Source organism: Saccharothrix texasensis, from assembly GCF_003752005.1.
Taxonomy (GTDB): domain Bacteria; phylum Actinomycetota; class Actinomycetes; order Mycobacteriales; family Pseudonocardiaceae; genus Actinosynnema; species Actinosynnema texasense.
The window spans coordinates 6,858,825-6,883,357 of the sequence record NZ_RJKM01000001.1 but is presented as its reverse complement, the minus strand read 5'-3'; the positions used below and the strand labels follow the sequence as shown (position 1 = coordinate 6,883,357).

The 24,533-nt window shown below is 74.3% G+C and carries 23 protein-coding genes; 10 read left to right on the top strand and 13 right to left on the bottom strand.

All coding sequences use genetic code 11. The features are described from left to right. Positions 1-46: 46 nt before the first annotated feature. Genes EDD40_RS30780 through EDD40_RS30770 form a run of 3 tightly spaced genes read left to right on the top strand, consistent with a single transcriptional unit; the run spans position 47 to position 2,339 of the window. Positions 47-964, top strand: coding sequence for a DUF8017 domain-containing protein (locus tag EDD40_RS30780; protein WP_123746034.1), 918 nt, complete (start codon positions 47-49; stop codon positions 962-964). Further along, positions 961-1,659, top strand: coding sequence for a DUF8017 domain-containing protein (locus tag EDD40_RS30775; protein ID WP_123746033.1), 699 nt, complete (start codon positions 961-963; stop codon positions 1,657-1,659). The genes EDD40_RS30780 and EDD40_RS30775 overlap by 4 nt, the downstream gene beginning before the upstream one ends. After that, on the top strand, positions 1,656-2,339 hold the full coding sequence (locus EDD40_RS30770) for an HAD family hydrolase (protein WP_123746032.1): 684 nt from the start codon (positions 1,656-1,658) through the stop codon (positions 2,337-2,339). Before EDD40_RS30775 ends, EDD40_RS30770 begins: the two co-directional genes overlap by 4 nt. Here EDD40_RS30770 and EDD40_RS30765 read toward each other — a convergent pair. From EDD40_RS30765 to EDD40_RS30755, 3 genes are all read right to left on the bottom strand, one after another. Next, positions 2,329-3,507, bottom strand: coding sequence for a hypothetical protein (locus EDD40_RS30765; protein WP_123746031.1), 1,179 nt, complete (start codon positions 3,505-3,507; stop codon positions 2,329-2,331). The two genes, EDD40_RS30770 and EDD40_RS30765, sit on opposite strands and share 11 nt — an antisense overlap. After that, on the bottom strand, positions 3,489-4,232 hold the full coding sequence (locus EDD40_RS30760; protein ID WP_123746030.1) for a hypothetical protein: 744 nt from the start codon (positions 4,230-4,232) through the stop codon (positions 3,489-3,491). The genes EDD40_RS30765 and EDD40_RS30760 overlap by 19 nt, the downstream gene beginning before the upstream one ends. An 87-nt stretch (positions 4,233-4,319) precedes the next feature. Beyond that, entirely contained in the window at positions 4,320-6,065 is a 1,746-nt protein-coding gene (locus EDD40_RS30755; RefSeq protein WP_123746029.1) for a proline--tRNA ligase, read from the bottom strand. Between the two features lie 126 nt (positions 6,066-6,191). Between EDD40_RS30755 and EDD40_RS30750 the strand changes: the two genes are divergently transcribed. Then, positions 6,192-6,545 carry a VOC family protein gene (locus tag EDD40_RS30750; protein ID WP_123746028.1) on the top strand — a complete coding sequence of 118 codons (354 nt, stop codon included), beginning with the start codon at positions 6,192-6,194 and terminating at the stop codon, positions 6,543-6,545. 516 nt (positions 6,546-7,061) lie between these two features. Continuing rightward, on the top strand, positions 7,062-7,799 hold the full coding sequence (gene yaaA / locus EDD40_RS30745; protein WP_123746027.1) for a peroxide stress protein YaaA: 738 nt from the start codon (positions 7,062-7,064) through the stop codon (positions 7,797-7,799). Positions 7,800-7,802: 3 nt separating this feature from the next. On the opposite strand, the gene EDD40_RS30740 is transcribed toward yaaA, so the two are convergent. Beyond that, entirely contained in the window at positions 7,803-8,051 is a 249-nt protein-coding gene (locus tag EDD40_RS30740) for a hypothetical protein (RefSeq protein ID WP_123746026.1), read from the bottom strand. Between the two features lie 86 nt (positions 8,052-8,137). Between EDD40_RS30740 and EDD40_RS30735 the strand changes: the two genes are divergently transcribed. From EDD40_RS30735 to EDD40_RS30720, 4 genes are all read left to right on the top strand, one after another. Beyond that, positions 8,138-9,088 carry a helix-turn-helix domain-containing protein gene (locus EDD40_RS30735; RefSeq protein WP_123746025.1) on the top strand — a complete coding sequence of 317 codons (951 nt, stop codon included), beginning with the start codon at positions 8,138-8,140 and terminating at the stop codon, positions 9,086-9,088. Between the two features lie 66 nt (positions 9,089-9,154). Continuing rightward, the gene (locus tag EDD40_RS30730) at positions 9,155-9,667 is read left to right on the top strand and encodes a hypothetical protein (RefSeq protein WP_123746024.1); all 513 of its coding nucleotides are present in this window, start codon (positions 9,155-9,157) and stop codon (positions 9,665-9,667) included. A gap of 331 nt (positions 9,668-9,998) precedes the next feature. Continuing rightward, positions 9,999-10,976, top strand: coding sequence for a serine protein kinase RIO (locus tag EDD40_RS30725; protein ID WP_123746023.1), 978 nt, complete (start codon positions 9,999-10,001; stop codon positions 10,974-10,976). A 532-nt stretch (positions 10,977-11,508) separates the two neighbouring features. After that, the gene (locus tag EDD40_RS30720; RefSeq protein ID WP_123746022.1) at positions 11,509-12,993 is read left to right on the top strand and encodes a DEAD/DEAH box helicase; all 1,485 of its coding nucleotides are present in this window, start codon (positions 11,509-11,511) and stop codon (positions 12,991-12,993) included. Positions 12,994-13,053: 60 nt separating this feature from the next. Here the strand turns inward: EDD40_RS30720 and EDD40_RS30715 are convergent, their stop codons facing one another. Continuing rightward, the gene (locus EDD40_RS30715) at positions 13,054-13,908 is read right to left on the bottom strand and encodes an ArsR/SmtB family transcription factor (protein WP_246037930.1); all 855 of its coding nucleotides are present in this window, start codon (positions 13,906-13,908) and stop codon (positions 13,054-13,056) included. Between the two features lie 114 nt (positions 13,909-14,022). Between EDD40_RS30715 and EDD40_RS30710 the strand changes: the two genes are divergently transcribed. Further along, on the top strand, positions 14,023-14,964 hold the full coding sequence (locus EDD40_RS30710) for a hypothetical protein (protein WP_123746021.1): 942 nt from the start codon (positions 14,023-14,025) through the stop codon (positions 14,962-14,964). On the opposite strand, the gene cobA is transcribed toward EDD40_RS30710, so the two are convergent. The 8 genes from cobA to EDD40_RS30670 all read right to left on the bottom strand — a co-directional run bounded on the left by cobA (position 14,909) and on the right by EDD40_RS30670 (position 24,497). Continuing rightward, positions 14,909-16,126 carry a uroporphyrinogen-III C-methyltransferase gene (cobA, locus tag EDD40_RS30705; RefSeq protein ID WP_123746020.1) on the bottom strand — a complete coding sequence of 406 codons (1,218 nt, stop codon included), beginning with the start codon at positions 16,124-16,126 and terminating at the stop codon, positions 14,909-14,911. The genes EDD40_RS30710 and cobA overlap by 56 nt on opposite strands. 143 nt (positions 16,127-16,269) lie before the next feature. Next, the gene (locus tag EDD40_RS30700) at positions 16,270-17,061 is read right to left on the bottom strand and encodes a S1 family peptidase (RefSeq protein WP_123746019.1); all 792 of its coding nucleotides are present in this window, start codon (positions 17,059-17,061) and stop codon (positions 16,270-16,272) included. 101 nt (positions 17,062-17,162) lie between these two features. Continuing rightward, complete coding sequence (locus EDD40_RS30695) at positions 17,163-18,440, bottom strand: cobalamin biosynthesis protein (protein WP_123746018.1); 1,278 nt, start codon at positions 18,438-18,440, stop codon at positions 17,163-17,165. After that, positions 18,437-19,279, bottom strand: coding sequence for a bifunctional cobalt-precorrin-7 (C(5))-methyltransferase/cobalt-precorrin-6B (C(15))-methyltransferase (locus EDD40_RS30690; RefSeq protein WP_123746017.1), 843 nt, complete (start codon positions 19,277-19,279; stop codon positions 18,437-18,439). The genes EDD40_RS30695 and EDD40_RS30690 overlap by 4 nt, the downstream gene beginning before the upstream one ends. 1 nt (position 19,280) lies before the next feature. Beyond that, entirely contained in the window at positions 19,281-20,396 is a 1,116-nt protein-coding gene (locus EDD40_RS30685; protein WP_123746016.1) for a cobalt-precorrin-4/precorrin-4 C(11)-methyltransferase, read from the bottom strand. A 65-nt stretch (positions 20,397-20,461) separates the two neighbouring features. Beyond that, positions 20,462-21,835: a cobyrinic acid a,c-diamide synthase CobB gene (locus EDD40_RS30680; RefSeq protein ID WP_123748398.1), complete on the bottom strand. Its 1,374-nt coding sequence runs from the start codon at positions 21,833-21,835 to the stop codon at positions 20,462-20,464. Next, positions 21,832-22,446: a cob(I)yrinic acid a,c-diamide adenosyltransferase gene (gene cobO / locus EDD40_RS30675; protein WP_123746015.1), complete on the bottom strand. Its 615-nt coding sequence runs from the start codon at positions 22,444-22,446 to the stop codon at positions 21,832-21,834. The genes EDD40_RS30680 and cobO overlap by 4 nt, the downstream gene beginning before the upstream one ends. Before the next feature lie 11 nt (positions 22,447-22,457). Then, positions 22,458-24,497 carry a putative cobaltochelatase gene (locus tag EDD40_RS30670; RefSeq protein ID WP_123746014.1) on the bottom strand — a complete coding sequence of 680 codons (2,040 nt, stop codon included), beginning with the start codon at positions 24,495-24,497 and terminating at the stop codon, positions 22,458-22,460. Between the last annotated feature and the right edge of the window lie 36 nt (positions 24,498-24,533).

Genomic DNA, 24,533 nt, shown 5'->3' with positions numbered 1-24,533 from the left:
ATCGGAGCGGTCCGGGCCCCGAGCGGCACCGGGTACGGTTTGGGCCGTGACTTACCCAGGTGACGGGCAGTCCGGCTGGGGCGGCCAGCCCAACCAGGGCGATTGGGGCCGGCAGGACCAGGGCTACCCGCAGCAGGTCTTCCCGCAGAACTACGGCGGCTCGTACGGCGGCCTCGGCGTCTTCTCCGGCGGCGAGGAGCCGCCGCCCGAGAAGAAGAGCAAGGCCAAGCTGTGGCTGGTGATCGGCGCGGTCGTCGTCCTGCTCGTCGGCGGCGGCGTGACCGCGTTCGTGCTCACCCGGCCGGACGGCTCGTCGACGGTCGCGCAGAGCACGACGAGCACCACGTCGACGACCACGACCACCACCACGACGAAGACCACGCCGTCGACGCCGCCGAACGCCACCTGCGAGCCCGTCAAGCAGGGCTGGAACTGCCTGCCGGTGACCGCGCTGTCCTACAGCTACGACGTGCCCAAGGGCTGGTCGCCCGCGCCGGGCAGCGCGCCGGTCGAGGCCATGGAGGACGTGAAGCTGACCGGCCTCACCGTCAGCGGCGCGTACGACTGCGGCGGCAACGGCTTCACCCGCGGCGGCGCGGGCGGTGTCGTGGTGCCGCAGACCGACCTCACCGCCGTGGCCAAGGACTTCGCCCAGAAGCTCGCCACGCAGTACTACAAGTCCGCGCCCAAGTCCGAGGTCAAGCTCGGCGAGCCGAAGCCGGTGAAGCTGCCGAGCTCGCTGGGCGACATCGAGGGCGTGCAGGTCGACGCGGTCGCCACCACCTCCGGCAACGAGTGCCTGGCCACCAAGGGCATGGTGAAGGTCCTGGTCCTCAAGGGGGACAAGGGTTTCCACGTGTTCATGGCGAACGGCGACCTCGAGGGCGGCCCGGCCGAGCCGAAGCCGCCGACCGAGGCCGACCTGCAGGGCATGGTCGACTCCGTGAAGCCGCTGAGCCGGTGAGCTACTCCGGGCTGGGCGTCTACCAGCAGCAACCGCCGAAGCGGCCGAGCCGCGCGCCGCTGTGGATCGCGCTGGCCGCGGTCGCCGTGCTGCTGGTCGGCGGCGGCGTCACCGCACTGGTGGTGCTGAAGTCCGGTGACGGCCAGGCGGCGCCCACCGCCGCGTCGACCACCTCGACCGAGGCCGAGCCGGACTGGCAGCCGGTGGACGACGAGAAGGCCGGCCTGTCCTACGAGCTGCCGCCGTCCTGGGAGGCGAGCGGCACCGGCTCGTCCGGGCGGGTCAAGCTGAGCACCACGTACGTGTCGCGGCCGTTCCAGTGCCAGGGCCGGAGCATGATCCAGGCGCAGGCGATGGCCGGTTCGCTCGTCCACGACGACCCGGAGCAGGTCGCCGCCGAGCTGGTGGACCGGATCGCCGCCGGCGGGTACACGGTGAACGGCGCGCCACCCGAGATCGGCGAGCCGCGCGTCGAGTCCGGCGACGACGGGGTCGTCCGGCTCAGCGTCGAGGTGACGCCCAAGTCCGCCAGCGCCTGCTACGCGCCCAAGGCCACGGTCAGCGCGGTGGCGATGCGCGACGGCTCCGAGGTGGCCGTGTTCGTGCTCAACGTCGCCGAGGGCGGGCCGCACGTGGCCGAGGGACCGTCCGACGAGGACGTGCGGCGCATCCTGGGAAGCGTGCGGCAGTCGTGAACACGCTGGTGCTGTGGGACATCGACCTGACGTTGATCGACGCCAGGGGCCTCGGGCACGAGTGGTACCGCACCGCGTTCCGCGTGACGTCGGGCCTGGACCTCGTGCACGTGCCCAGCTTCCCCGGCCGCACCGAGCGCGCCATCACGCGTGAGCTGCTGACCGCGCACGACCTGGAGCCGACCGAGGAGCTGGTGGCCCGGCTGCACGCGGAGCTGATCGACGTGGCCACGCGGGAACGCGACCTGCTGCCCGCGCGGGGGCACGCGCTCCCGGGCGCCCTGGCGGCGCTGGAGGCGTTGGCGGAGCGCGAGGACGTCGTGCAGTCGCTGGTCACCGGGAACCTCGTGGAGATCGCCCGGCACAAGCTGGCCGCGTTCGGGCTCGACGGACACCTGGACTTCGAGATCGGCGGCTACGGCTCGGTGTCCGAGCACCGGCCCGCGCTGGTGCTGGAGGCGGTGCGGCTGGCCACCGCCAAGCACGCCCGCGAGTTCCGGGCGGTCGTCATCGGCGACACCCCGCACGACGTGGACGCCGCACTGCACCACGGGGCCGTCGCCATCGGCGTGGCGACGGGCCGCAGCAGCGTCGCGGACCTGCGGGAGGCGGGCGCGCACGTCGTGCTGGCGGACCTGTCCGACACGGCGACCGTGCTGGACGCGGTGCTCAACCGCTAGGGCCGGCCCGCCACAGGTGCACTCGCACGTCCGGGGGGAAGCCCTCCAGGCCGAACAGGAGGGTTTCGCCCCGGCTCGACGCGACCGCCACCAGCTCGGCGAGCCGGTCGAACCCGCTGCCCCGCACCGGTGACCGGGTCCACGTGATGCCGTCCGGCGACGACCACACCAGGCCCGCCTCACCCCGTTCCGTCCGGCCGATCGCGATGAACCCGGTCCCCCACGGGTGGACCGCGGTCGGCCACTGCCCGGTCGCGGGCACGACGGCGTCGTCCGGGAGCCGCCCGAGGTCGATGGCGCCGTCGCTCCACCCGCTGTCCCCGTCACGCCGGTACCGCGCGTACAGGCCGGACGGGCTCTGGCCCAGCACGAACGTCAAGGACCCGGCACGTCCCACGGCGAGTCGGGTGCCGATCGGCAGGCCGTCGCCGACGTACTGCCAGGACTCGCCGTCCGTCGACCGGTACAGCGGTGTGTCCTCCCGGAACACGTCGACGCCGTAAGCGCCGGAGTCGTGCAGGAGGAAGCCGTCGTCCGTCGCGACCACCCGCGGCGTGATGCCGATCACGGTCCGCGCGAGCGTGAGGTCGCCCGCGTACCGGAACTCCTCCCCGTCGGCGGAGTGCCAGAACTCGAAGCCGAAGAAGTCCTCCGGGGTGTGCTCGGCCTCCAGCCCGGCGGCGTAGTCGAACCCGTCGGACCCGACGACCAGCACGCCGTGCGGCCCGGCGGCGATGGCCATGAACGGGTCGTCCAGGTCGCCGTACGGCAGTGGCGTCCGCTGCCACGTCGTGCCGTCCTCGGTGCGCCACACGGCCACCTCGCCCGCAGCGCCGCCCAGGACGTAGGCGGTGGAGCCGTACGCGGCGAACGGCTGGCCGCGCAGGTGGTCGCCGAACCCCTCGGGAGCCTGTTCGGTCCACTTCCGCCCGTCCGGGGACGAGAACAGCGCGGGCTCCGGGTAGTCGCCCGCCACCAACAGCCCGCCGTCCCAGCCGATCGCGGCCCGCACGTAGAGCGAGGCCAGCTCCGCGGGCAGCTCGGACCGGTCCTGCTCCGACCACCGCGGCGGCGCGAAGGACGGCGGCGGCTCGGGGGCGGCGCCACACCCGACCAGCACGGCGAGCAGCGCGCCGACCACCACCCGGGTCAGCACGACGGCTGCCACCGGGAGCCGCCGTCGAGGAGGCAGAACCGGCGCGCCGCGGCGATGCCCGTGGTCCGGAAGGGCTCGCCGCGGTCGTCGAGGACCAACTCGCCCTCGGTGGCGCCGGACGTCCACCTGAGGTGGAGCCGCCACGCGACCTCCTCGTCGTCCGGGGAGAGGGCCGTGATGACGAACTGCTCCGGCTCGACCTCGTCGACCCGGAAGGGGAAGGTCAGCGGCTCGCCCTCGAACACCCTCGGCACCAGTTCGGGGGACGCCGCGGCGAGGTCGAGCTGGAAGAAGCGGGGCACGACGTCGGACTGGCACGCCGAGGGCAGGTACACCCCCGGGCGCGCGGGGGTGCGGCTCAGCACCTCGACCCACGCCGACTGCAGCACCACCGACGTGCGGGTCTGCCCCTGCACCGTGACGACGACCTCGCCGCCCGTGGCGAGCACCGCGTCGACCGGGCGGCGGGTGGTGAACGGCACGGGCGCGTCACCGCGCTCGGGAACCACCCAGCCGGACGTGCAGTCGTCCTTGAGCCGGAGGTCGGTGTCGGCCAGGGGCGCGACCGGTGGGGCCGGTTCCTCCCGGGTCAACCGCCACACCACGGCCACACCCGCCACGACCACCAGCACGACCACCACGAGCAGGGCGACCACGCCGCGGCGGTCGTGCTGGTCGCCGATCCGGACGTGCTCCACCCGGCCGGCCTGCACCACCGCGTCGGCGTGGCCGCTCATCACGTTCCTGGTGTCATCCCCGATGCCCGGATGTTCCCAGCCGGCGGTGGTGGCCGGTACGCCCTTCTGCGGTCCGATCGGGTGGTGTCAGCCCTTGACGACGCCCAGCAGGTGCTGGACCGCGTCGGCGACCGGCACCTCTTCGCGCTCGCCCGTGCGGCGGTCCTTGACCTCGACCAGGCCGTTGGCCAGGCCGCGGCCGACCACCAGGATCGTCGGCACGCCGATCAGCTCGGCGTCGGCGAACTTCACGCCCGGGCTCGCTTTGCGGTCGTCCAGCAGCACCTTCACGCCCGCCGCGGACAGCTCGCCCGCCAGCTTCTCGCCGCCCGCGAGCAGCGCCTCGTCCTTGCCCGCGACGACCACGTGCACGTCGGCGGGCGCGACGTTGCGCGGCCAGATCAGGCCGCGGTCGTCGTGGCTCTGCTCGGCGATCACGGCCACCAGGCGGGACACGCCGATGCCGTAGGAGCCCATGGTGATCCGGATGGGCTTGCTGTCGGGGCCGAGCGCGTCCAGCGCGAACGCGTCCGCGTACTTGCGGCCCAGCTGGAAGATGTGCCCGATCTCGATGCCGCGCGCGGACACCAGCGAGCCCTTGCCGTCCGGCGACGCGTCGCCCTCGCGGACCTCGGCCACGTCGATCGTGCCGTCCGGGGTGAAGTCGCGGCCGCAGACCAGGTCCACCACGTGGTGGTCGGCCTTGTCCGCGCCGGTCACCCACGCCGTGCCGCGCACCACGCGCGGGTCGACCAGGTACCTCACCCCGTTGGCCTGGACCGCCGCCGGGCCGATGTAGCCCTTGACCAGGAAGGAGTTGCGGGCGAAGTCCGCGTCCTCCAGCATCGCGACCTCGGCGGGCTCGACCGCCGCCTCCAGGCGCTTGAGGTCGACCTCGCGGTCGCCGGGCAGGCCGATGGCCAGCAGCGTCCAGTCCTGCTCGCCGGGCTTCCTGGTCTTGACGAGGAAGTTCTTCAGCGTGTCCGCGGCGGTGAAGGTGCGGTCGGTGTTGGCGTTCAGGTAGTCGACCATCGTCTTGATGGTCGGCGTGTTCGGCGTGTGGTGCACCTGCGCCGCGGGGTGGGCCGCCGGGTCCTGCTCGGGGGGCGCGGGCGTGACGACGGCTTCCACGTTCGCCGCGTAGTCCGACTCCGTGCTGCGGACGAAGGTGTCCTCGCCGGTCGGCGCGACCGCCAGGAACTCCTCCGACGCCGAGCCGCCCATCGCGCCCGACGTGGCGGAGACGATGACGTACTCCAGCCCGAGCCGCTCGAAGATGCGGATGTAGGCCTCGCGGTGCCGCTGGTAGGACTGCGCCAGGCCCTCGTCGGCGAGGTCGAAGGAGTAGGAGTCCTTCATCAGGAACTCGCGGCCCCGCAGGATGCCCGCGCGGGGACGCGCCTCGTCCCGGTACTTCGTCTGGATCTGGTAGAGCGTGACCGGGTAGTCCTTGTAGGAGGAGTACTCGCCCTTCACCGTGAGCGCGAACAGCTCCTCGTGCGTGGGGCCGAGCAGGTAGTCGGCGCCCTTGCGGTCCTTGAGGCGGAACAGGTTGGGCCCGTACTCGGTCCACCGGTTCGTCGCCTCGTAGGGCTCCTTCGGCAGCAGCGCGGGGAACTGGATCTCCTGCGCGCCGAAGGCGTCCATCTCGTCGCGCACGACCTGCTCGATGTTGCGCAGCACCCGCAGCCCCAGCGGCAGCCACGAGTAACCGCCCGGCGCGACGCGGCGCACGTAGCCGGCGCGGACCAGCAGCTTGTGGCTGGGTACTTCGGCGTCCGCCGGGTCCTCGCGCAGCGTGCGCAGGAACAGCGACGACATCCTCGTGATCACGGTGGGTGCTCCTCGTGGGCGGGTTGTCCGGGAAAGGGTAGTGAACGTGCCCTGATCAGTTCCAACGGGTTAGGCCGGGGTGAGCGCGGCGGCGATTGTCGGTGGTCGGCGCTAGCGTGCCGGGCCATGACCCTCACCATCGGCATGATCACCATCGACACGACCGACCCGCACCGGCTGGCGGACTTCTGGACCAAGGCGCTGGGCACGTCGGTGCAGCACGACTGGGGCGAGTTCCTGGTCCTCGCGCCGGCGGGCGGCGAGGGCGGGCTCCAGCTGGGGCTGCAACGCGTCGACGACCCGACGCCGGGCAAGAACCGGGTTCACTTCGACTCCCACGTCGAGGACCGCGCGGGTGAGGTGGCCAGGTTGGTCGGGCTCGGCGCGACGGAGATCGGCGAGCACACCGTGCCGGGCCTGACCTGGACCGTCCTGGCGGACCCGGACGGCAACCAGTTCTGCGTCGGCCAGTTGGGCTGACCTCGCTGACCGGCCTTCCGGGGGGCCGGGGTTCGGGGAGCCGGGGTTCGGGGAGCCGGGGTTCGGGGAGCCGGAACGGGCAGGCGAGCCCGCGGCGGGCAGGTCCGGGGCGGCGGGCAGCGGGGCCGGGGACCAGGCGCGCGGGGCAGGTCGGGCTCGACAGGCGGTGGCGGCGGGCGCGAGCAGCGGCGGACAGGCGGGTCCGGCGCTGCGGGTGGGTCCGACCGCGGGGCAGGCCCCGGAGCGCCAACCCGTGCGCGCGGGGCAGATCGGACGCGGCAGGTGGCGGGGCGGGACTCGGTGGCGGCCAGGCGGGCGGGCGCGGCGGGCGCGTCTGCCTGCGGGGCAGGTTCCCGGGGGGCGACCCGTGCGCGCGGGGCTCGACGGCGGGCAGAGGCGGGATGTGGGCCGGCGACCGGTGCGGGCCGGGGGCGAGTGCGGCGGGTCGGGTGGCGGCGCAGCGGGCGGTGCGGGCGAGAGCAGGTGGCGGTCGGTCGGCGCATAGGCTCGACCCTCGTGTTGGTACTGCTCCCCCCGTCGGAGACCAAGGCCCTCGGTGGCTCCGGCGCGCCCCTCGACCTCGACCTGCTGTCGCACCCGGAGCTCACGCCGGTGCGCGGCAAGCTGGTGGACGCCCTCGTCGACCTCGCCGCCGACGTGCCCGCCAGCCTCGCCGTGCTCGGGCTGTCCGAACGCCAGGCCGGCGAAGTCGAGCGCAACGCCGAGCTGCGCCGCTCCCCCACGCTGCCCGCGCTCGCCAGGTACACCGGGGTGCTGTACGACGCGCTGGGCCTCGACTCGTTGACGAAGGCGGAGAGGGCCAGGGCGTTCGCGCGCCTCTCGGTGGCCTCGGCCCTGTTCGGCGTGGTCGGCGGCGGGGATCCGATCCCCGCCTACCGGTTGTCGGGTGGCAGCGTGCCGCCCTCCGTCGGCCCCCTCGGCGGGCTGTGGCGGCCCGCGCTCGAACCGGTGCTGGCCGCCGCCGACGAGTTCGTCGTCGACCTGCGGTCGAGCCCGTACACCTCGTTGGCCCGCATCCCCCACGCCGCCGTGATCCGCGTGGTCACCGAGGACGGCACCGGGCGGCGCAACGCGGTCAGCCACTTCAACAAAGCGCACAAGGGGCGGCTCGCGCAGGCGATCGTCAAGTCGCGGTCCGAGCCGAGCGACCTCAAGGGCCTGGTCAAGGTCGCCGGCCGGGCCGGGCTGCGGGTGGAGCGCACGGGCCCCGCGACCGCCGACCTGGTCGTCTAGCCGTCAGGCCGAACGGGCCGGGTGGATCGACCGCACGGCCCCGACCGGACGGCGGGGCGCGGCGCCGCGGTGGCGCGCGGTCGAGCGCGCGGTGACGGCACGCAGGTCTGCGGTCACGCGCGGCAGGTCGCGGTCTTCGGTGTCCGTGCCGCCCGCCAGGCGGGAGCCCAGGTGCGGTTGTCGCCGGTGGTTGCGCTCCAGGCCGTAGACGACCAGCGCCACGACGGCCAGGGCGAAGAGGATCGCAGTCATGGCACTAACTGTGCGATGCACAAGAAGCAGCCACAATTGGCAGCCTTGCCGTTGTGCGTCAAAATCCAGCCAAGTAGGGTGACGGCATGCTCCGCACCGTCGCCGCCGTCCTCATCGACGGCCTCGCACCGTTCGAGTTCGGCGTGATCTGCGAGGTCTTCGGCGTCGACCGCACCGACGACGGCGTGCCGCGGATCGACTTCCGGGTCTGCGGCGAACGCCCCGGCGAACCGGTCACCACGGACGTCGGCGCGTCGGTGGTCCCCGCGCACGGCCTCGACGCGCTGGCCGACGCCGACCTGGTCGCCGTGGCCGCCGCGAAGATCCGCGACGAGTACCCGCCGGCGCTCCTCGACGCCCTCCGCGAAGCCCACGGCCGGGGGGCCACGCTGCTGTCGGTGTGCAGCGGCGCGTTCGTGCTCGGCGCGGCGGGCCTGCTCGACGACCGCCGCTGCACCACCCACTGGCGCCACGCCGCCGACCTGGCCGCGCGCTTCCCCCACGCCAAGGTCGACCCGGACGTGCTGTTCGTGGACGACGGCGACATCGTCAGCAGCGCGGGCACGGCCGCGGGCATCGACGCGTGCCTGCACGTGGTCCGCCGGGAGTTCGGCGCGGCCGTCACGGCGACCATCGCGCGGCGCATGGTCGTCGCACCCCAGCGGGACGGCGGCCAGCGCCAGTTCGTCGAGGTGCCGACGCCGCCGCACGAGGCGGACAGCCTCCAGCCGCTGCTCGCCTGGCTCCAGGACCGGCTCGACCAGGAGCACACCGTCGCGAGCCTGGCCGAGCGGGCGACGATGTCCGAGCGCACGTTCGCCCGCCGCTTCGCCGCCGAGACCGGCACGACGCCGCACCGCTGGCTCACCACCCAGCGCGTGCTGCGCGCCCGCCAGCTCCTGGAGGAGACGCAGCTCACCGTGGAGGACGTGGCCCACCGCTCGGGCTTCGGCACGGCCGCACTCCTGCGACACCACTTCACGTCCGTGGTGGGAGTCCCGCCAAAGGATTACCGCCGTTCGTTCTCCCACCGCTGACCGCCGTTTGCGTGACCGAAGGTCAGGATTTGTCACCACTCGTGAGGGTGGTGACAGAATGACCGGGTGACCGCCGACACACCTCCCGCCACACCGGGCACCACGTTCTCGGACCCGGTCACCCCGGACCAACTCCGGGTGATCACCGAGGACCTGCGGACCGACGCGCTCGACGCGCCGGGAGCCCTGAAGCGGGTGTGGTCCGGCGTGTGCCTGGCTCGGCTGCTCGGGCTGCGCCTGGCCCTGGCCGACCCCACGTGGCAGCAGCGGCAGGTCAACGCGGAGTCGGTGGAGCACCAGCTGGCCCGCGACCTCGGGACCTCGGCGACGTTCACCGACACCACGCTCACGCTCCCCGGCGCCGCGGCTCCCCGACCGCTCGCGCCGGGCGAGGTGGACGACGCGGTGGCCGCGCTGGTGGAGTTCAGCGGCACGGCCCGGCAGCGGATGCTGGCCGTCGCGCCGAAGGCCCCGCAGTGGCACGACGAACGGGTGCTGCGGCACGACTCGCTGGTGATCGCCCAGCTCGCCGCGGCCTGGATGGGCGAACGCGGCAGCTACCGCGCCGAGTCGCGCTGAACGACGCGGTCCCGCTGGACGACGGAGCCGCGGTCGGCAGCGGAGTCGAGGCAGGGCGGGTCGAGGCGGGGCGGGTCTCGGCAGGGCGGTCGCGGTGAAGCGGTAAATGGGTTGCGGCGGTGGGAGCGGGCCCGGCACCCTGTGCCGGTACGCGCAGAGCGCCGGTGGTGGCAGACCACGGCGGAGTCGAGGAGGTGCCAGATGGCGACAGCTGTCCGGGACGTGGCACCGACCCGTCCGCTCGCCCCGCCCGCCTGAGGCGAACCCGCGCGAAAGACCACACCGCGCCGGGTGGGGGGCGATCACTCCCACTTCACCTGGAGCACATCCAGTGCGCGAGCACGACCAGTACACCGAGTTCGAATCCGACTTCGACCACGCCGACGACCTCAAGTGGCATGCCAAGAAGGCGAAGAAGGCCCAGGCGCGCACCGACGGCGACGTCGAGCCGGGCCGTCGCGGCCGGCTCACCGAGGAAGCCAAGGACCGCCTCGCCCAGATGCGGGAGGACGCCGTCGCGGCGGACGTCCCGGAGGACGGCGACCGCTGGTCCACCTGGGGCGATGCCGACCAGGGCCCGAAACCGCACCCGCGGTGGCTCGTCACCGACCTGTCCGCGGTCGACCGCGAGCTGGGGATCGTGAAGACCGGCAAGGAAGCGGACGTCTTCCTGCTGGAACGCGCCATGCCCGGCACCGACCGGTCGTGCCTGCTGGCCGCGAAGCGGTACCGCAGCAACGACCACCGGCTGTTCCACCGGGACGCGGGCTACCTCGAGGGCAGGCGCATGCGCCGGTCCCGCGAGATGCGCGCGATGACGAACCGCAGCGCGTTCGGCCGCAACCTCATCGCCGAGCGGTGGGCGGTGGCCGAGTTCGCCGCGCTGGCGAAGCTCTGGCAGATGGGCGCGCCGGTGCCCTACCCGGTGCAGCGCGACGGCACCGAGCTGCTGCTGGAGTTCGTCGGCGCGGACGGCGCGGCGGCGCCGAGGCTGGCGCAGCTGCGGCCGGAGCCGGACGAGCTGCTCGACCTGTGGCGGCAGCTGGTGGACGCGCTGGGCGTGATGGCGTCCGCCGGGCTGGGTCACGGCGACCTGTCGGCGTTCAACCTGATGGTCCACGACGGGCGGCTGGTCGTGATCGACCTGCCGCAGGTGGTGGACCTGGTGGCGAACCCGCGCGGGCCCGAGTTCCTGGAGCGGGACGTGCGCAACGTGGCCGGCTGGTTCACCGCGCGCGGCCTGCCGCCGGAGCTGGCGGAGCCGCGCGAGGTCACCGGGATGCTGCTGGACCTGGCGGGTCTGCGCTGACCGTCCGGTGCTCGCGGCGAGCTCCGGGCCGACACCGGTCCGGAGCTCGCCGCGAGCACCACCCGCGACGCCCCCGTCCGTCGCACGACGTCACGCGATCGCCTGGTCGGGGTTCGCACCCTGCGGGAAGTCGAAGTCCTTCCGGGCGGTGCTCAGCGCGCCGACCGGCGTTGCTCCGTTCAGTTGGTGGGCGGCACGTCGACCACACCGTGCGGAGATCGAGGCGCACCCCTCGCCACGTGCCCTTTTACGGGTTCCGGTGATCGTCGGCGAGCCGCACGGGGCCACCGCGCCCCTCACCCGTGTGCGCGAGAACACCGCCGCGATGACGAACACCGCCGCGTGATCAGCTAGACTGAGTGGTGCACCGCCCGGTGGCGCCACTGAGCGCCCCAGGCCGCCAGAGTGGCCGGTGGTGCTTCCCAACCACTATCGGCGCGATCCGCGCGCCGGGCCCGTCCCAGCGATCGCGCCTGCTCAAGCAGAGCAATCCTCGAGACGTGCCGTGTCCCGGAGGTTTGTTTTGCCGACAATGTCCCAAGGCCGTTCCGAGCGCCCGCAGTTCCGCAATTCCCGCAGTAACAGGCGCCCAGGCCAGGGCAACCGTCGTCCCGCTTCCAGCGTGGAGCTGACGACCACCATCCCCGACCACGTCGAGAGCACCATGCCCGAGGGCCCGCTGCCCTCGTTCGCGGAGTTGGGCCTGTCCGACGAGCTGCTGCGCGCGCTCGAGCAGGCGGGCATCACCGAGCCGTTCCCGATCCAGGCCGCCACGCTGCCGGACGCCATGGCGGGTCGTGACCTGCTCGGTCGCGGCCAGACCGGCTCCGGCAAGACGCTGGCGTTCGGCCTGGCGCTGCTGTCCCGCCTGACCGGTGGTCGGGCCAAGCCGCTCAAGCCGCGCGCGCTCGTGCTGGTGCCCACCCGCGAGCTGGCGATGCAGGTCGAGGAAGCCCTCAACCCGTTCGCCCGATCGCTGGGCCTGTGGTGCCGCACGGTCGTCGGCGGCACGTCGTTCCCGCGTCAGGTCGACGCGCTGCGCCGCGGCGTCGACCTGCTGATCGCCACCCCCGGCCGGTTGTCCGACCACGTCCGGCAGGGCACGGCGGACCTGTCCGAGGTCATGTTCACCGCGTTGGACGAGGCCGACCAGATGGCGGACATGGGCTTCATGCCGCAGGTCCGGGCGATCCTCGACCTGACCCCGCAGGACGGCCAGCGCCTGCTGTTCTCCGCCACGCTCGACGGCGACGTGGACAAGCTGGTCCGCCAGTACCTGCACGACCCGGTGGTCCACTCGGTCTCGCCGCCCACGGGCAGCGTCACCACGATGGACCACCACCTGCTGTTCGTGTCCGCCGAGGACAAGCAGAACGTGGTCACCGAGGTCGCCGCGCGCGAGGGCCGCACGATCATGTTCGTGCGCACCAAGCACCACGTCGACCGGTTGGCCAAGAAGCTGCGGTCGATGGGCGTGCACGCGGGCGCGCTGCACGGCGGCAAGGCGCAGAGCGCGCGCACGCGCGTCCTGACCCAGTTCCGCGACGGCACCATGCCGGTGCTGATCGCCACCGACGTGGCGGCGCGCGGCATCCACGTGGACGACGTGAGCCTCGTGGTCCACGTCGACCCGCCGGCCGACCCGAAGGACTACCTGCACCGCGCCGGTCGCACGGCGCGCGCGGGCCAGTCCGGCACGGTCGTCACCCTGGTCACGCACGACCAGCGGCGCACCGTGCAGGGCCTGACCGCGCGGGCGGGCGTCCGCCCGACCTCGACCAAGGTCCGTCCCGGTGACGAGGAGCTGGTCCGCATCACGGGCGCTCGCGTGCCCAGCGGCATCCCCGTGGTCGAGCCCGAGGTCCCGGTCCGCGCCCGTCGCGGTGGCGGTGGCGGTCCTCGCCGCAGCGCCGGTGGCGCCGGCAACGGCGGCGGCTTCGGCGGCTTCCGCGGCGGCCGTTCCGAGCGCGACCGCGGTGGCAGCGCGGGTCGCCCGCGCCGGGTGGCGCAGCACTAGTTCGCCGATCTTCGACCACGGCACCTCGTCCTCCGGGCGGGGTGCCGTTGTCGTGCGCGGTCAGGTCATGAGGGTGTCGGCGCGGGCGGTGCGCATGTGCAGCACGTGCCGGCCCTCGCGGCGCGTGGTGACCAGGCGCGCGGCCCGCAGGACGCCGATGTGCTGCGACACCGCGCCCGCCGTGACGCCGAGCGCCGTCGCCAGGTCCGTCGTGCTCCTCGGCGCGGCCAGCAACGTGAGCAGGTGGGCGCGGGTCCGGCCGATCAGGGCCGCCAGGTCGTGCGGCGTGCCCCGCTCCTCCCACAGCGTGCCGATGCCGCGCGCCGGGTAGCGCAGCACCCCCTGCCCCACGGGGTCGATCGCGATCCACGCCTTCGGCCAGCAGAACACGCTCGGGCACAGGACGAGACCGCGCTCGGCCAGGTCGACGCGGTGCTCGGGCTTGCGGTGCAGCACCAGTTCGCCGTCTGCCCACGTGACCTCCGGGTGCAGGTCCTGGAACACCGCCTCCACGCCCTTGTCGGCCAGGGTCGCCGCCCGGGCCGCGATGTCGGCTTCGAGCACGGCCGTGATGCGCGTCCAGTGCGGCGCGATGAGGAGGTCGTGGCAGCGCCGGATCACGTCGGCCTCCGGCTGGGCGACGTGGCGCAGCTCGGCGTCCAGGTCCGGCATCCGCACGTCCGGCACGGGCATCAGGTCGGCCGGTTTCGCCGGGCCCTCCAGCCGGGCCAGCAACGTGCCCAGGCCCGGGATGCCGTCGACCCTCTCCCGCGCCCACCGCACCCACGGCAGGTGCACGGCGTGCGCGCCGGGTGTGCGGAGCCCGTCGACCGCCATCACGGTCTCGAACACCGGGGAGTAGGCGAACCTCACCTTGGCCAGCCCCACCCCGGCGAGCCGCACCCACACCGCCACGACGTCCCCGTTCCACTCGCCGCCATTGTCCCACCGGGGGCAGGGCCAGCCCTACCTCGCACTGCCGGGGCAGCACCAGTGATCTTGGTGGGGCGTCCGGCGACGCTGGTCCCCATGACGAAGACCTGGCACCGGCCCACCCTGTGGTTGGCCGTGGTGATGGCGGTGGGCGCGCTGGGGTGCGCGGTCGCGGCGGTGCTCGACGGGCGGTTGTTGCAGGACGTGTCGTTGTGGGCCAAGCCGTTCAAGTTCACGCTGTCGTTGGCGGTCTACTCCGCGACGCTGTCGTGGCTGCTCTCACTGCCCCACCGGGGGCGGAGGTGGACGTCCGGGACGGCGACGGTGATCGCGGGGATCATGTTCCTGGAGGTCGGGTTGATCGCCCTGCAGGCGGGCCGGGGCACGTTCACCCACTACAACAGCTCCGACGACCCGCTGAACCGGTTCGTGCAGCTGACCTTCGGGACGTTGATCCCGGCGATGTTCCTGGCCAACGTGGTGCTGGCGCTCGTGCTGTCCTTCCAGCGCTTCGGCCGGCCGGACGTGCGGTGGGCCGTGCGCGGCGGGCTCTACCTGGCCATCCTCGGCATGGCGTCGGGTTACCTGATGGTGGGACCGCGCCGGCCCGTCACGGCGGTCGACGCGACCGGCCGGGAGGTCGAGCTGGTCGGCGGGCACAGCGTGGGCGTGCCCGACGGCGGCGCCGGCATGCCGATCACGGGCTGGAGCACGACCGGCGGGGACCTGCGCGTGCCGCACTTCGTCGGGATGCACGGGCTCCAGGTGATGATCCTGCTGGCGCTCGGCCTGGCCGCGCTGGGCGTGGCCGAGCACGTCCGCACCCGGCTGGTCGCGGTGGCCGCCCTCGGGTACGCGGGGCTGTTCGCGGTGCTGGTCCGGCAGGCGTTGCAGGGCGAACCGGTGACGCGCCCCGGCGGCACGACCTGGGCAGCGCTCGGCGGGCTGGCGGTGGTCGTGGCCGCCGGGGCAGGACTGGCCCTCAGGCGCGGAACGGCAGCTCGTCCGCCAGCGCGGCAACCGGTCCCGCAACGATGATCGCGGGCGGGCGGATGCCGTGCTCGGCGATGTCCGGGGCCAGGGAAGCCAGCGTCGACCGCACGACCTTCTGCGTGCGGGTGCCGCCCTCCTGGATCACCGACACCGGGGTGTCACCCGGGCGGCCCGCCATGAGGGCCTCCGCGAACGCCGCCGCCCGCTCCACCCCCATGAGGATCACGACCGTGCCGCGCAGCCGCGCCAACGCCGGCCAGTCGACCAGCGACCGCTCGTCGTCCGGCGCTACGTGCCCGGACACGACCACCACCTCGTGCGCGACACCCCGGTGCGTCACCGGCACGTCCGCCAGCGCCGGCACGCCGAACGCGCTGGTCACGCCGGGCACGACGGTGACCGGCACGCCCGCCTCGGCGCACGCGATCAGCTCCTCGAAACCCCGGCCGAACACGTACGGGTCACCGCCCTTGAGGCGGACCACGAACCGGCCCGCCTTGGCGTGCTCGACCAGCGTGGTGTTGATGAAGTCCTGCGTCGCCGCGCGGCCGTACGGGATCTTCGCCGCGTCCACCACCTCGACGTGCGGCGGCAGCTCGTCCAGCAGCTCGCGCGGCGCGAGCCGGTCGGCCACCACGACGTCCGCCCTGGCCAGCAGCCGGCGCCCGCGCACGGTGATCAGGTCGGGGTCGCCGGGGCCGCCGCCGACCAGCGCCACGCCCGCCGGCTGGTCGTGGTGGTCGGCCAGGGAACCGTCGCGCAACGCCGAGAGCAGGCCGTCGCGCACCCCGGCGGACCGGCGGTGCTCCCCGCCCGCGAGGACGCCGACCAGCAGGCCGTCGTGCTCGCCGACCGCCGGTGTCACGGCGGTGCCCTTCACGGCCACGTCGGCGCGCACGCAGAACACGCGGCGCTCCTCGGCGTCCGCCGTGATCCGCGCGTTCACCTCGGGCGACGACGTGCACGCCAGCACGTACCAGGCGCCGTCGAGGTCGCCGTCGGCGTACTCGCGGGCGTGCCAGACCGCCTCGCCGCCGTCGACGAGGCCCTGGACGGCCGGGGTCACCTCGGGTGAGATCACCTCCACCCGCGCGCCCGCCGCGACCAGCCTGGGCAGCCTGCGCTGCGCGACCGTGCCGCCGCCGACGACGACGACCCGCCGGCCGGTCAGGTCCAGGCCCACGAGGTAGTGCTGTTCACCGTGCATGGGTAGAAGCATCCACACCGGACATGTCATGTCCAACCCGAGTGCTTCACATCATGGGAACGCGGGCGGGCGGCGTCCGGAACGTCACGCCGAACGGGCCCGCGGCCGGGAGTGCACCCGGCCGCGGGCCCGTCGCGGGGTGGTTACAGCTGCGCGGTGATCGTCGAGTAGTACGAGGCGATCCGGGCGTACACGCCGGGGTAGCCGGCGAGCGCGCAACCGCGGCCGAACGAGGTGGCGCCGATCAGCTTGCCACCCGCGACCAGCGGGCCGCCCGAGTCACCCTGGCACGTGTCGGTGCCGCCGTTCGGGTAACCGGCGCACACCATGGCGGTCGCGCTGTAGTTGGAGTAGGCCGTGCGGCAGGTCGCGTCGGACGTCACCGGCACGGTCGCGCCGAGCAGGTACCGCGAGGCCGAACCGCCGGAGGACGTGGTGCCCCAGCCGTAGATCCGGGCGCTCGTGCCCGCCGCGTACAGCGCCGTGTCGGACGGGGTGGCCAGCGGCAGGTAGGTCGAGCTGATGCTGGTGCCCAGGGTCAGCACCGCGACGTCGTAGCCCGAGCTCGCGGTCCGGTAGCTGGGGTGGACCCAGATCGAGCTGACCGTGGCCACCGTGCCCGCCGTGCTCTGCTTGTCGTCCCGGCCGTGCACCACGCGGGTGCTCGACGCGCTCCGGCCGCTGACGCAGTGCGCGGCCGTGACGACCTTGTTCGCCTTGACGAGCGTGCCGCCGCAGAACTGGCCGCCGGTGCTGGTGGCCAGGTACACGACCCACGGGTAGGTGCTGGTGGACACGCGGGAGCCGCCGACGATGAACGGCGACACGCCGGTGTCCGAGGACGTCTCGGCCGAGGCGGGCGCGACGGTCATGACACCGATCGCGGCCACCGCCGTGGCCAGGACGGTGAGCAGGCGACGCAGGGTTTTCGCCATGTCGATCCTTCCGGTGCAGGGGCGCCCGGGTGCGGGCGCTCCCTCCAGCTAGGACCAAGACGACGAAAGCGACAACCGCCTTTAGACGGCTCGTCACCACTTCACAGTTGACGAGTGACGCCTGTCACGCGGATGACATCGGCGCGAATCGGCCCGGCAACCTCCGGTCCGGCGCCCGCCTCGACGAACGCCACCGCCGCGCCGTCCTCGGCCAGCCGCACCGCGCCGTCCGCCACCACCCTCGTGCCCGGCCGCAGCAGGTGCCGCACCTGCGCCACGCACTCGGCGCTGCCCACCACGACCGACGCCCGCCGCAGCTCGGCCTCGGCGCGCGGCGTCCGCTCGTCCGCGTCACCCGGACCCAGCCCCACCAGCGCCAACCGGCCGCGCGGCAGCACCCGCGCGGCGGCGACCGTCACCCCGGCGCCCTTCACCTTCTCGGCCGCGATCTCCACCCGGCCGCCGCCGGAGAGCTCCATCGCGCCGCGCAACGCCGCCGCCTCGGCCACGCTCGGGATGCCGATGGCCAGCTCCGCCGGGTTCGGCACCGGGATCACCGCCAGCTCCTCGCCCGGGTAGGACAGCAGCGGCACGGTGGTCGAGTCGTGCCAGAAGCCCCAGTCCTCCAACGCGTCCGCGATGCCCTGCTCGGCGACCTTGCGGTCCAGCGTGGCGAACGCCCGGATGGCGCGCAGGTCCAGCCCGCGCCTCTCCTCGATCTGCGCCAACGCCGCCGACACCGCCGCCGCCGACACGCCCGTGCCCGACCCGACGCCCACCACGAGCGTGCGCGGCACCACCCGCACCACGTGGTCCTCGGCGGGGCCCTTGGGCACGCGGTCGTCCACCAGCACGCTCCACTCCGCCCCGCCGTGCGACGCCCGCTCTCCTCGGGCGACGACGACGTTGTCCGGCAGCGCCGGCAGCGGGAAGCCGAGCGGGTTGGCCAGCAGCACGGGCTCGCCCAGCCGGACCGCCTCGCCGCAGGCGGCCAGGTCGCCCTCCACCGTGGCGTCCAGCAGCTCCACCAGCTCGTCCAGCGGCGAACCCGCCGACGCCGACGTGGTGACGGCCTGCACGCCGAGCACGTCGGCGACCCGTTCGGCCACGGCGTCCGCGCCGCCGAGCAGCGACACGGCGAACCCGCCGTCCACGCACACCACGCCAGGGTCGGCCCGCTCGTCGCGCAGCAACGGCGCGACCAGCCGCACGGTCGCCTCCGTGCCGAGGAAGAACACCGCCGAACCCAGCCGGGGCCACAGGGCGCGCAGCGCGGGCCCGACCGGGCCGTCCGGCACCACCGCGTCCGGCCCGAGGAACCCGGCCAGCTCCACCGCGGCCCGCCGCCCGCGCTCGCCGGCGGCGAACACACCGATCACGCCTTCTTCACTCCCCACAGCACGGTCACCGGGTCGGTGGCCGACAACGTCCCGCCGGTCAGGCGGGCGGCGGACACCTGGCTGCCCTCGACCTCGTACCCGGCCTCCAGCAACGCGTCCCGGGCGGGCAGCACGCGGTCCAGGTCGGGGGTCGCCACCACGACCCGCCGGGCGCCGGAGCGCACGCACCGCCGCACCACGTCCGCGCCACCGCCGCCGACGAACACCGCGTCCGGCCGGGGCAGCTCGCCCGCCTCGCCCAGCTCGGCCTCGACCACGCGCACGTCCACGCCGTGCGCGGAGGCGTTGGCGATGATCCGCACGCACTGCACCGGGTCGCGTTCCACGGCGACGACGGCCGCGCCGAGCCGGGCGCACTCGACGCCGATCGCGCCGGGGCCCGCGCCGACGTCCCACACCAGCACGCCGGGGCGCGGGGCGAGCCGGGCCAGCACCAGCGCCCGCACCTCGGCGACGGCGATCATGCCGTCGCGTTGCGCGAAGTCGCCGTCCGGCAGCGCCCAGCCCTCGCCGGCGGGCGCGAAGCTCTGCTCGGCCAGGCACAGGATCGCGCCGGGCTCGGACCACCGGCGCGCGACCGCGTCCGCCGGGTCCACAGTGGACATTCCGGCGGCCGATCCGACCACCAGCGAGCGCCGCCACCCGGCCAGCCCGCGGGCCAGCTCCGCCGGGTCGGCGCCGGCCACGACGACGGCGGGCTTGGCCCGGCACACGTTCAGCGCGTGCCGGACGCCCAGCGCCCCGGCGTCCACGACGGTCACGTCGTCCCAGGAACGACCGGCGTCCTCGACGAAGCGGTGCAGCGCGACGACGTCCACGTCAGTTCACGCGCTTGTTCTTCTTGGTCCGCGTGCCGGACGGCTTGCGCGGCGTCGTGCTCGCCTGCACGGTGGTCGGCTTGCGCTTCGCGGCGGCTGCCACCACCGGCTTGGGCTTCGGCTTGGCGTCCTGCTCCGCCGACGCCTCCACCGACGTCCCCGTCGACGTCCCCGTCGACGCCGTGGCCGGCACGTCGACGACCAGTTCCAGCAGCGGCTCGCCGACCGGCTCGGGCTTCGGCCTCGCGGGCGCGGAACGCTTGGTGCGCGCGGTCTCCTGCCAGTCGTGCACCGCCGACCACGCCGCCGCCGACGCCGAGTCGCCGGTCGACTTCACCACCGGCCGGTTCGCCCGCGCGGCCCACTTCGACGCCCGCGGCCTGCGCACCGGCTCGTCGCCCTCGACCACCGGGACGCGACGGCGCGGCGCGGGCTGCGCGAGCACCTTGCCGACCAGGAACAACGTGGTGCGGTAGAGCTTGTGCTCCTTGACGCACGCCTCCAGCTCGCCCACCGTCGTCTGCGCGACCGTCTCGTCGGGCAGGGAAACCTTGTACGCCACCACGACCGGCGTGTCGTCGGCGTAGCCGCCCGCGCGCAGCCGCTCCACCAGCAGGCCGGCCCGGGACCCGGACGCGGAGATCGCCATCGTGGTGCCGTGCGCGGCGAACTCCTCGACGTGCTCGGCGGTGTCGGGTCCGACCAGCAGCAACGACTGCGCCACGTCCGACGTGGTCAGCTCGCGGCCGACGGACGCCGCCGCCGCCGACACCTGGGACACGCCCGGCACGACGTCGGTGGTCAAGCCCAGCCGCTGGCACGCGTCCTGCTGGTCGCGCAAACCGCCCCACAGCGACGGGTCGCCCGCGTGCAGCCGCACCACCTTCAGCCTGCCCGCCGACGCGCGCCGGTACACCTCGACCACCTCGGCGTCGGTGACGCGGGAGAAGTCGACCAGCTCGGCGTCGGCGCGGGCGTGCTCGCGCACGCACTCCACCTCGATCACGCTGGGGGCCCACAGCACGACGTCGGCCTCGGCTATCCGCTTCGCGCCGCGCACGGTGATGAGATCGGCGGCGCCGGGACCGGCGCCCACGAAGGAGACCCGACCAGTCATCACAACTGCTCCCCACGACGTGTTCGGCTTGGTGGGCAAGGACCGTACCGCGCGAGCACGATCCACTAACGAGTGGCCTCGAAGCGCACGGACTCGTTCGCGCAGGCCCGCACGAAGCGGGTCACGGCCTCCGGCGCGGACGCCGGGTGGGTGTGCAGGTACGACGCGTGCACCCGGCCGAGCACGAATCCCTCGGCCACCGGGCGCAGGTCGTGGCCGCGCCACTGCCAGGCCGGTTTCGCGCCGTGCGGCACGCTCAGCGCGGTGCGGTGGAACTCGTGGCCGGTGATCCGCGCGCCCGCCCGGGACAGCACGGAGTCCTGCGGCGCGACGGCGTCGCGGTAGCCCAGCGTGAGCCGGGACGTCATCGAGCCGTCCGCGTCGATCACGCCGCACATCGGCGCGCCGTCCAACGAGTTCGCCAGGTACAGCAGGCCGCCGCACTCGGCGTGCACCGGCGCGCCGCCGCGGGCCAGGGCGGTGACGGCCTCGCGCAGCTTCCCGTTGGCCGACAGCTCGGCGGCGTGCTGCTCGGGGAAACCGCCGGGCAGCACCAGGCCGGCCGTGCCCTCGGGCAGCGCCTCGTCGCGCAGCGGGTCGACCACGACGACGTCCGCGCCGGCCGCGGCGAGCAGCTCGACCTGCTCGGCGTAGCCGAACGTGAACGCCGCACCGCCCGCGACCGCGACCGTCGGCGCGCCCTCGACCCGTTCGACCTCCGCGTGCGGGTCCCACGTCGGCACGGCCATGGCGGGCACCTCGGCGGCGAGCCGCCGCACCGCCTCCAGGTCGACGTGCCGCGCGACGGCGTCGGCGATGGCGCCCACGGCGGCGGTGGCGGCCGGGCCGTGCTCGGCGGCGGTGACCAGGCCGAGGTGGCGCGAGGGCAGCGCGAACTGGTCGTCGCGCGGCAGCACGCCGAGCACCTCCAGGCCGACCTCGGCGCACGCGCCGCGCAGCACCTGCTCGTGCCGGGCGGAGCCGACCTGGTTGAGCACCACGCCGCCGAGCCGCACGGTCGGGTCGTAGCCCCGGAACCCGTGCAGCAGGGCGGCGAGGCTGCGGCTCTGGCCGCGCGCGTCGACCACGAACAGCACCGGCGCGGACAGCAGCTTGGCGACGTGCGCGGTGGACCCGATGCCCTCGGTGTCCACCCGCCCGTCGAACAGGCCCATCACGCCTTCCACCACGGCCAGGTCGCAGCCCTTCGCGCCGTGCGCGAACAGCGACGCCACCCGGTGCTCGCCCACCATGACCGGGTCGAGGTTGCGGCCCGGCCTGCCGGTGGCCACCGAGTGGTAGCCGGGGTCGATGTAGTCCGGGCCGACCTTGAACGGCGCGACCTTGTCGCCCGCGCGGCGCAGCGCCGCCATCAGGCCGGTGGCCACGGTGGTCTTGCCGCTGCCCGACGCGGGCGCGGCGACCACCAGCCGGTTCACCACTCGATCCCCTTCTGGCCCTTCTGCCCCGCGTCCATCGGGTGCTTGACCTTGGTCATCTCCACCACCAGGTCGGCGGCGGCGACCAGCTCGTCGGGCGCGTGCCGGCCCGTGATGACGACGTGCTGGTGGCCGGGCCGGGCGGCCAGGGCGTCGACCACCTCGTCCACGTCGATCCAGCCCCAGTGCATCGGGTAGGTGAACTCGTCGAGCACGTACAGGTCGTGCTGCCCGGCGGCCAGCCGGCGGGAGATCTCCTGCCAGCCCTCGCGCGCGGCGGCGGCGTGGTCGTCCTCGGTGCCCTGCTTGCGGGTCCAGGACCAGCCCTCGCCCATCTTGTGCCACTCGACGGGGCCGCCCTCGCCGGTCTGCTCGTGCAGGCGGCCGAGCGCGCGGAACGCCGACTCCTCGCCGACCTTCCACTTGGCCGACTTCACGAACTGGAAGACGCCGATGGACCAGCCCTGGTTCCACCCGCGCAGCGCGAGGCCGAAGGCGGCCGTCGACTTGCCCTTCATCTCGCCCGTGTGCAGCACGACCAGGGGGCGGTTGCGGCGCTGGCGGGTGCTGAGGCCGTCGTCCGGGACGACGGACGGTTGTCCTTGAGGCACTTTCGACGCTCCTAAGCGGCTCGGGCGGCGCGCACGACGCCCGCCACCTGGTCTGCGGACAGTTCTTCCAGGCGCACGCACGCCGCGGCCAGCGCGCCCGCCACCCGGGCCGCCAGCCCGAGCCGGACCGGGCCGTGCTCGCAGTCCACGACGACCGCCGCCACCCGGTCGGCCGCCAGCAGGCCGGCCGCGCGCAGGGCGTCGCGCATCGGGTCGCCGCCGGCGCCGGTCGCCGTCGCGCGGCCGTCGGTCAGCAGCACCAGCAGCGGTCGGCGGCGCGGGTCGCGGACGCGTTCGGCGTCCAGCACGCGGCGGGCGCGCAGCAGGCCGTCGGCCAACGGGGTCCGGCCGCCGGTGCGCAGGGCGCGCAGCCGGGCCGCCGCCGCGTCCACCGAGTTCGTCGGCGGCAGGGCGACCTGGGCCTCCCGGCCGCGGAAGGTCACCACGCCGACCTTGTCCCGCCGCTGGTAGGCGTCGCGGAGCAGGGAGATCACCGCGCCGGTGACCGCCGACATCCGCTGCCGGGCCGCCATCGAGCCGGACGCGTCGACCACGAACAGCACGAGGTTGCCTTCCTTGCCCTCGCGCACGGAGAGCCGCAGGTCCGCGCCCCGCAGTCGCAGGCCGGGGCCGCTGCGGCCCCGGGCGGCCTGGTGCGGCGCGGCGGCGGCGAGCGTGCCGAGGAGGTGCAGGCCGGAACCATCCACTGTGGACGGGCGGACCACGCGACCGGTGCGGGCACGGGCGCGTGACCGCTTGCCCGGCGCGCCTTCGCCGACGCCCGGCACCTGGAGCAGCCGGGCGCGGAACGCGGGCGCCGGGGTGTGGGAGCGGTCGGCCGAGCCGTTGCCTTGACCGTCCGAAGTGGACTCCGAAGGAGTCGCGGGCAGCTCCGAGCCGGACCCGTCGCCCGGACCACCGGGGTCGGTCGGCGGGCCGTCCGGGTCGGTGTCGGGATCGGTTCCGGGATCGTCGGGGTCGGTTCCGGGGTCGTCGGGGTCGGGCTCGGGTTCCCGAGCGGCTTCCGCGCCCCGCTGGAGGGCGTCGTCGAGCTGCTCCTCCTCCAGCCCCGGCTCGTCGAACGGGTCACGGCGCTTGCGGTGCGGCAGCGCCAGCCGCACGGCGGCCTCGACGTCCTCCTCCGCGACCTCCGCGGCGCCGCGCCACGCGGCGTGCGCGGTCGCGGTGCGGGCCACCACGAGGTCCGCGCGCATCCCGTCCACCTCGAAGGCGGCGCAGATCCCGGAGATGCGGCGCAGCTCCGCGTCCGGCAGGACCACGTCACCGAGCCGGTCGCGGGCGGCGACGATCCGCCGGGCCAGCTCCCGGTCGGCCTCGGCCCAGCGGGCGGCGAACCCCTCGGGGTCGGCCTCAAAGGCCAACCGCCGCCGCACGACCTCGGTCCGGGTCGGCACGTCCCGCGAGGCGCGGACCGCGACCGTGAGGCCGAAGCGGTCCAGCAGCTGCGGGCGGAGCTCGCCCTCCTCCGGGTTCATGGTGCCCACCAGCAGGAACGACGCGGGGTGGGACACGGACACGCCTTCGCGCTCGACGTGCGCGCGACCCATGGCGGCGGCGTCGAGCAGCAGGTCGACGAGGTGGTCGTGCAGGAGGTTCACCTCGTCCACGTACAGCACGCCCCGGTGCGCGGCGGCCAGCAGACCGGGCTGGTAGGCGCGGACGCCCTCGGTCAACGCGCGCTCCAGGTCGAGCGAGCCGATCAGCCGGTCCTCGGTCGCGCCGACCGGCAGCTCGACCAGGCGGGCCGGTCGCCGTTCCACGCCGGGGCCGTGGTCGTGGTCGTCGCCACGGTCGTGCGGTCCGTCCGGGCAGTCGGTCGGTGTCGTCGGGTCGCAGCCGAAGCGGCAGCCCGGCACCACGTCCAGCTCCGGGAGCAGCGCGGCGAGGGCGCGGACCACGGTCGACTTCGCGGTCCCCTTCTCGCCTCGGACGAGCACCCCGCCGATACCGGGGTGCACGGCGTTGAGCAGCAGAGCCGTGCGGAGGTCGTCGTGGCCGACGACAGCGGAAAAGGGGAAACGCGCGCCCATGCGGCGGTGTCCTTCCTCGGGTGTCCACGCCCGTGT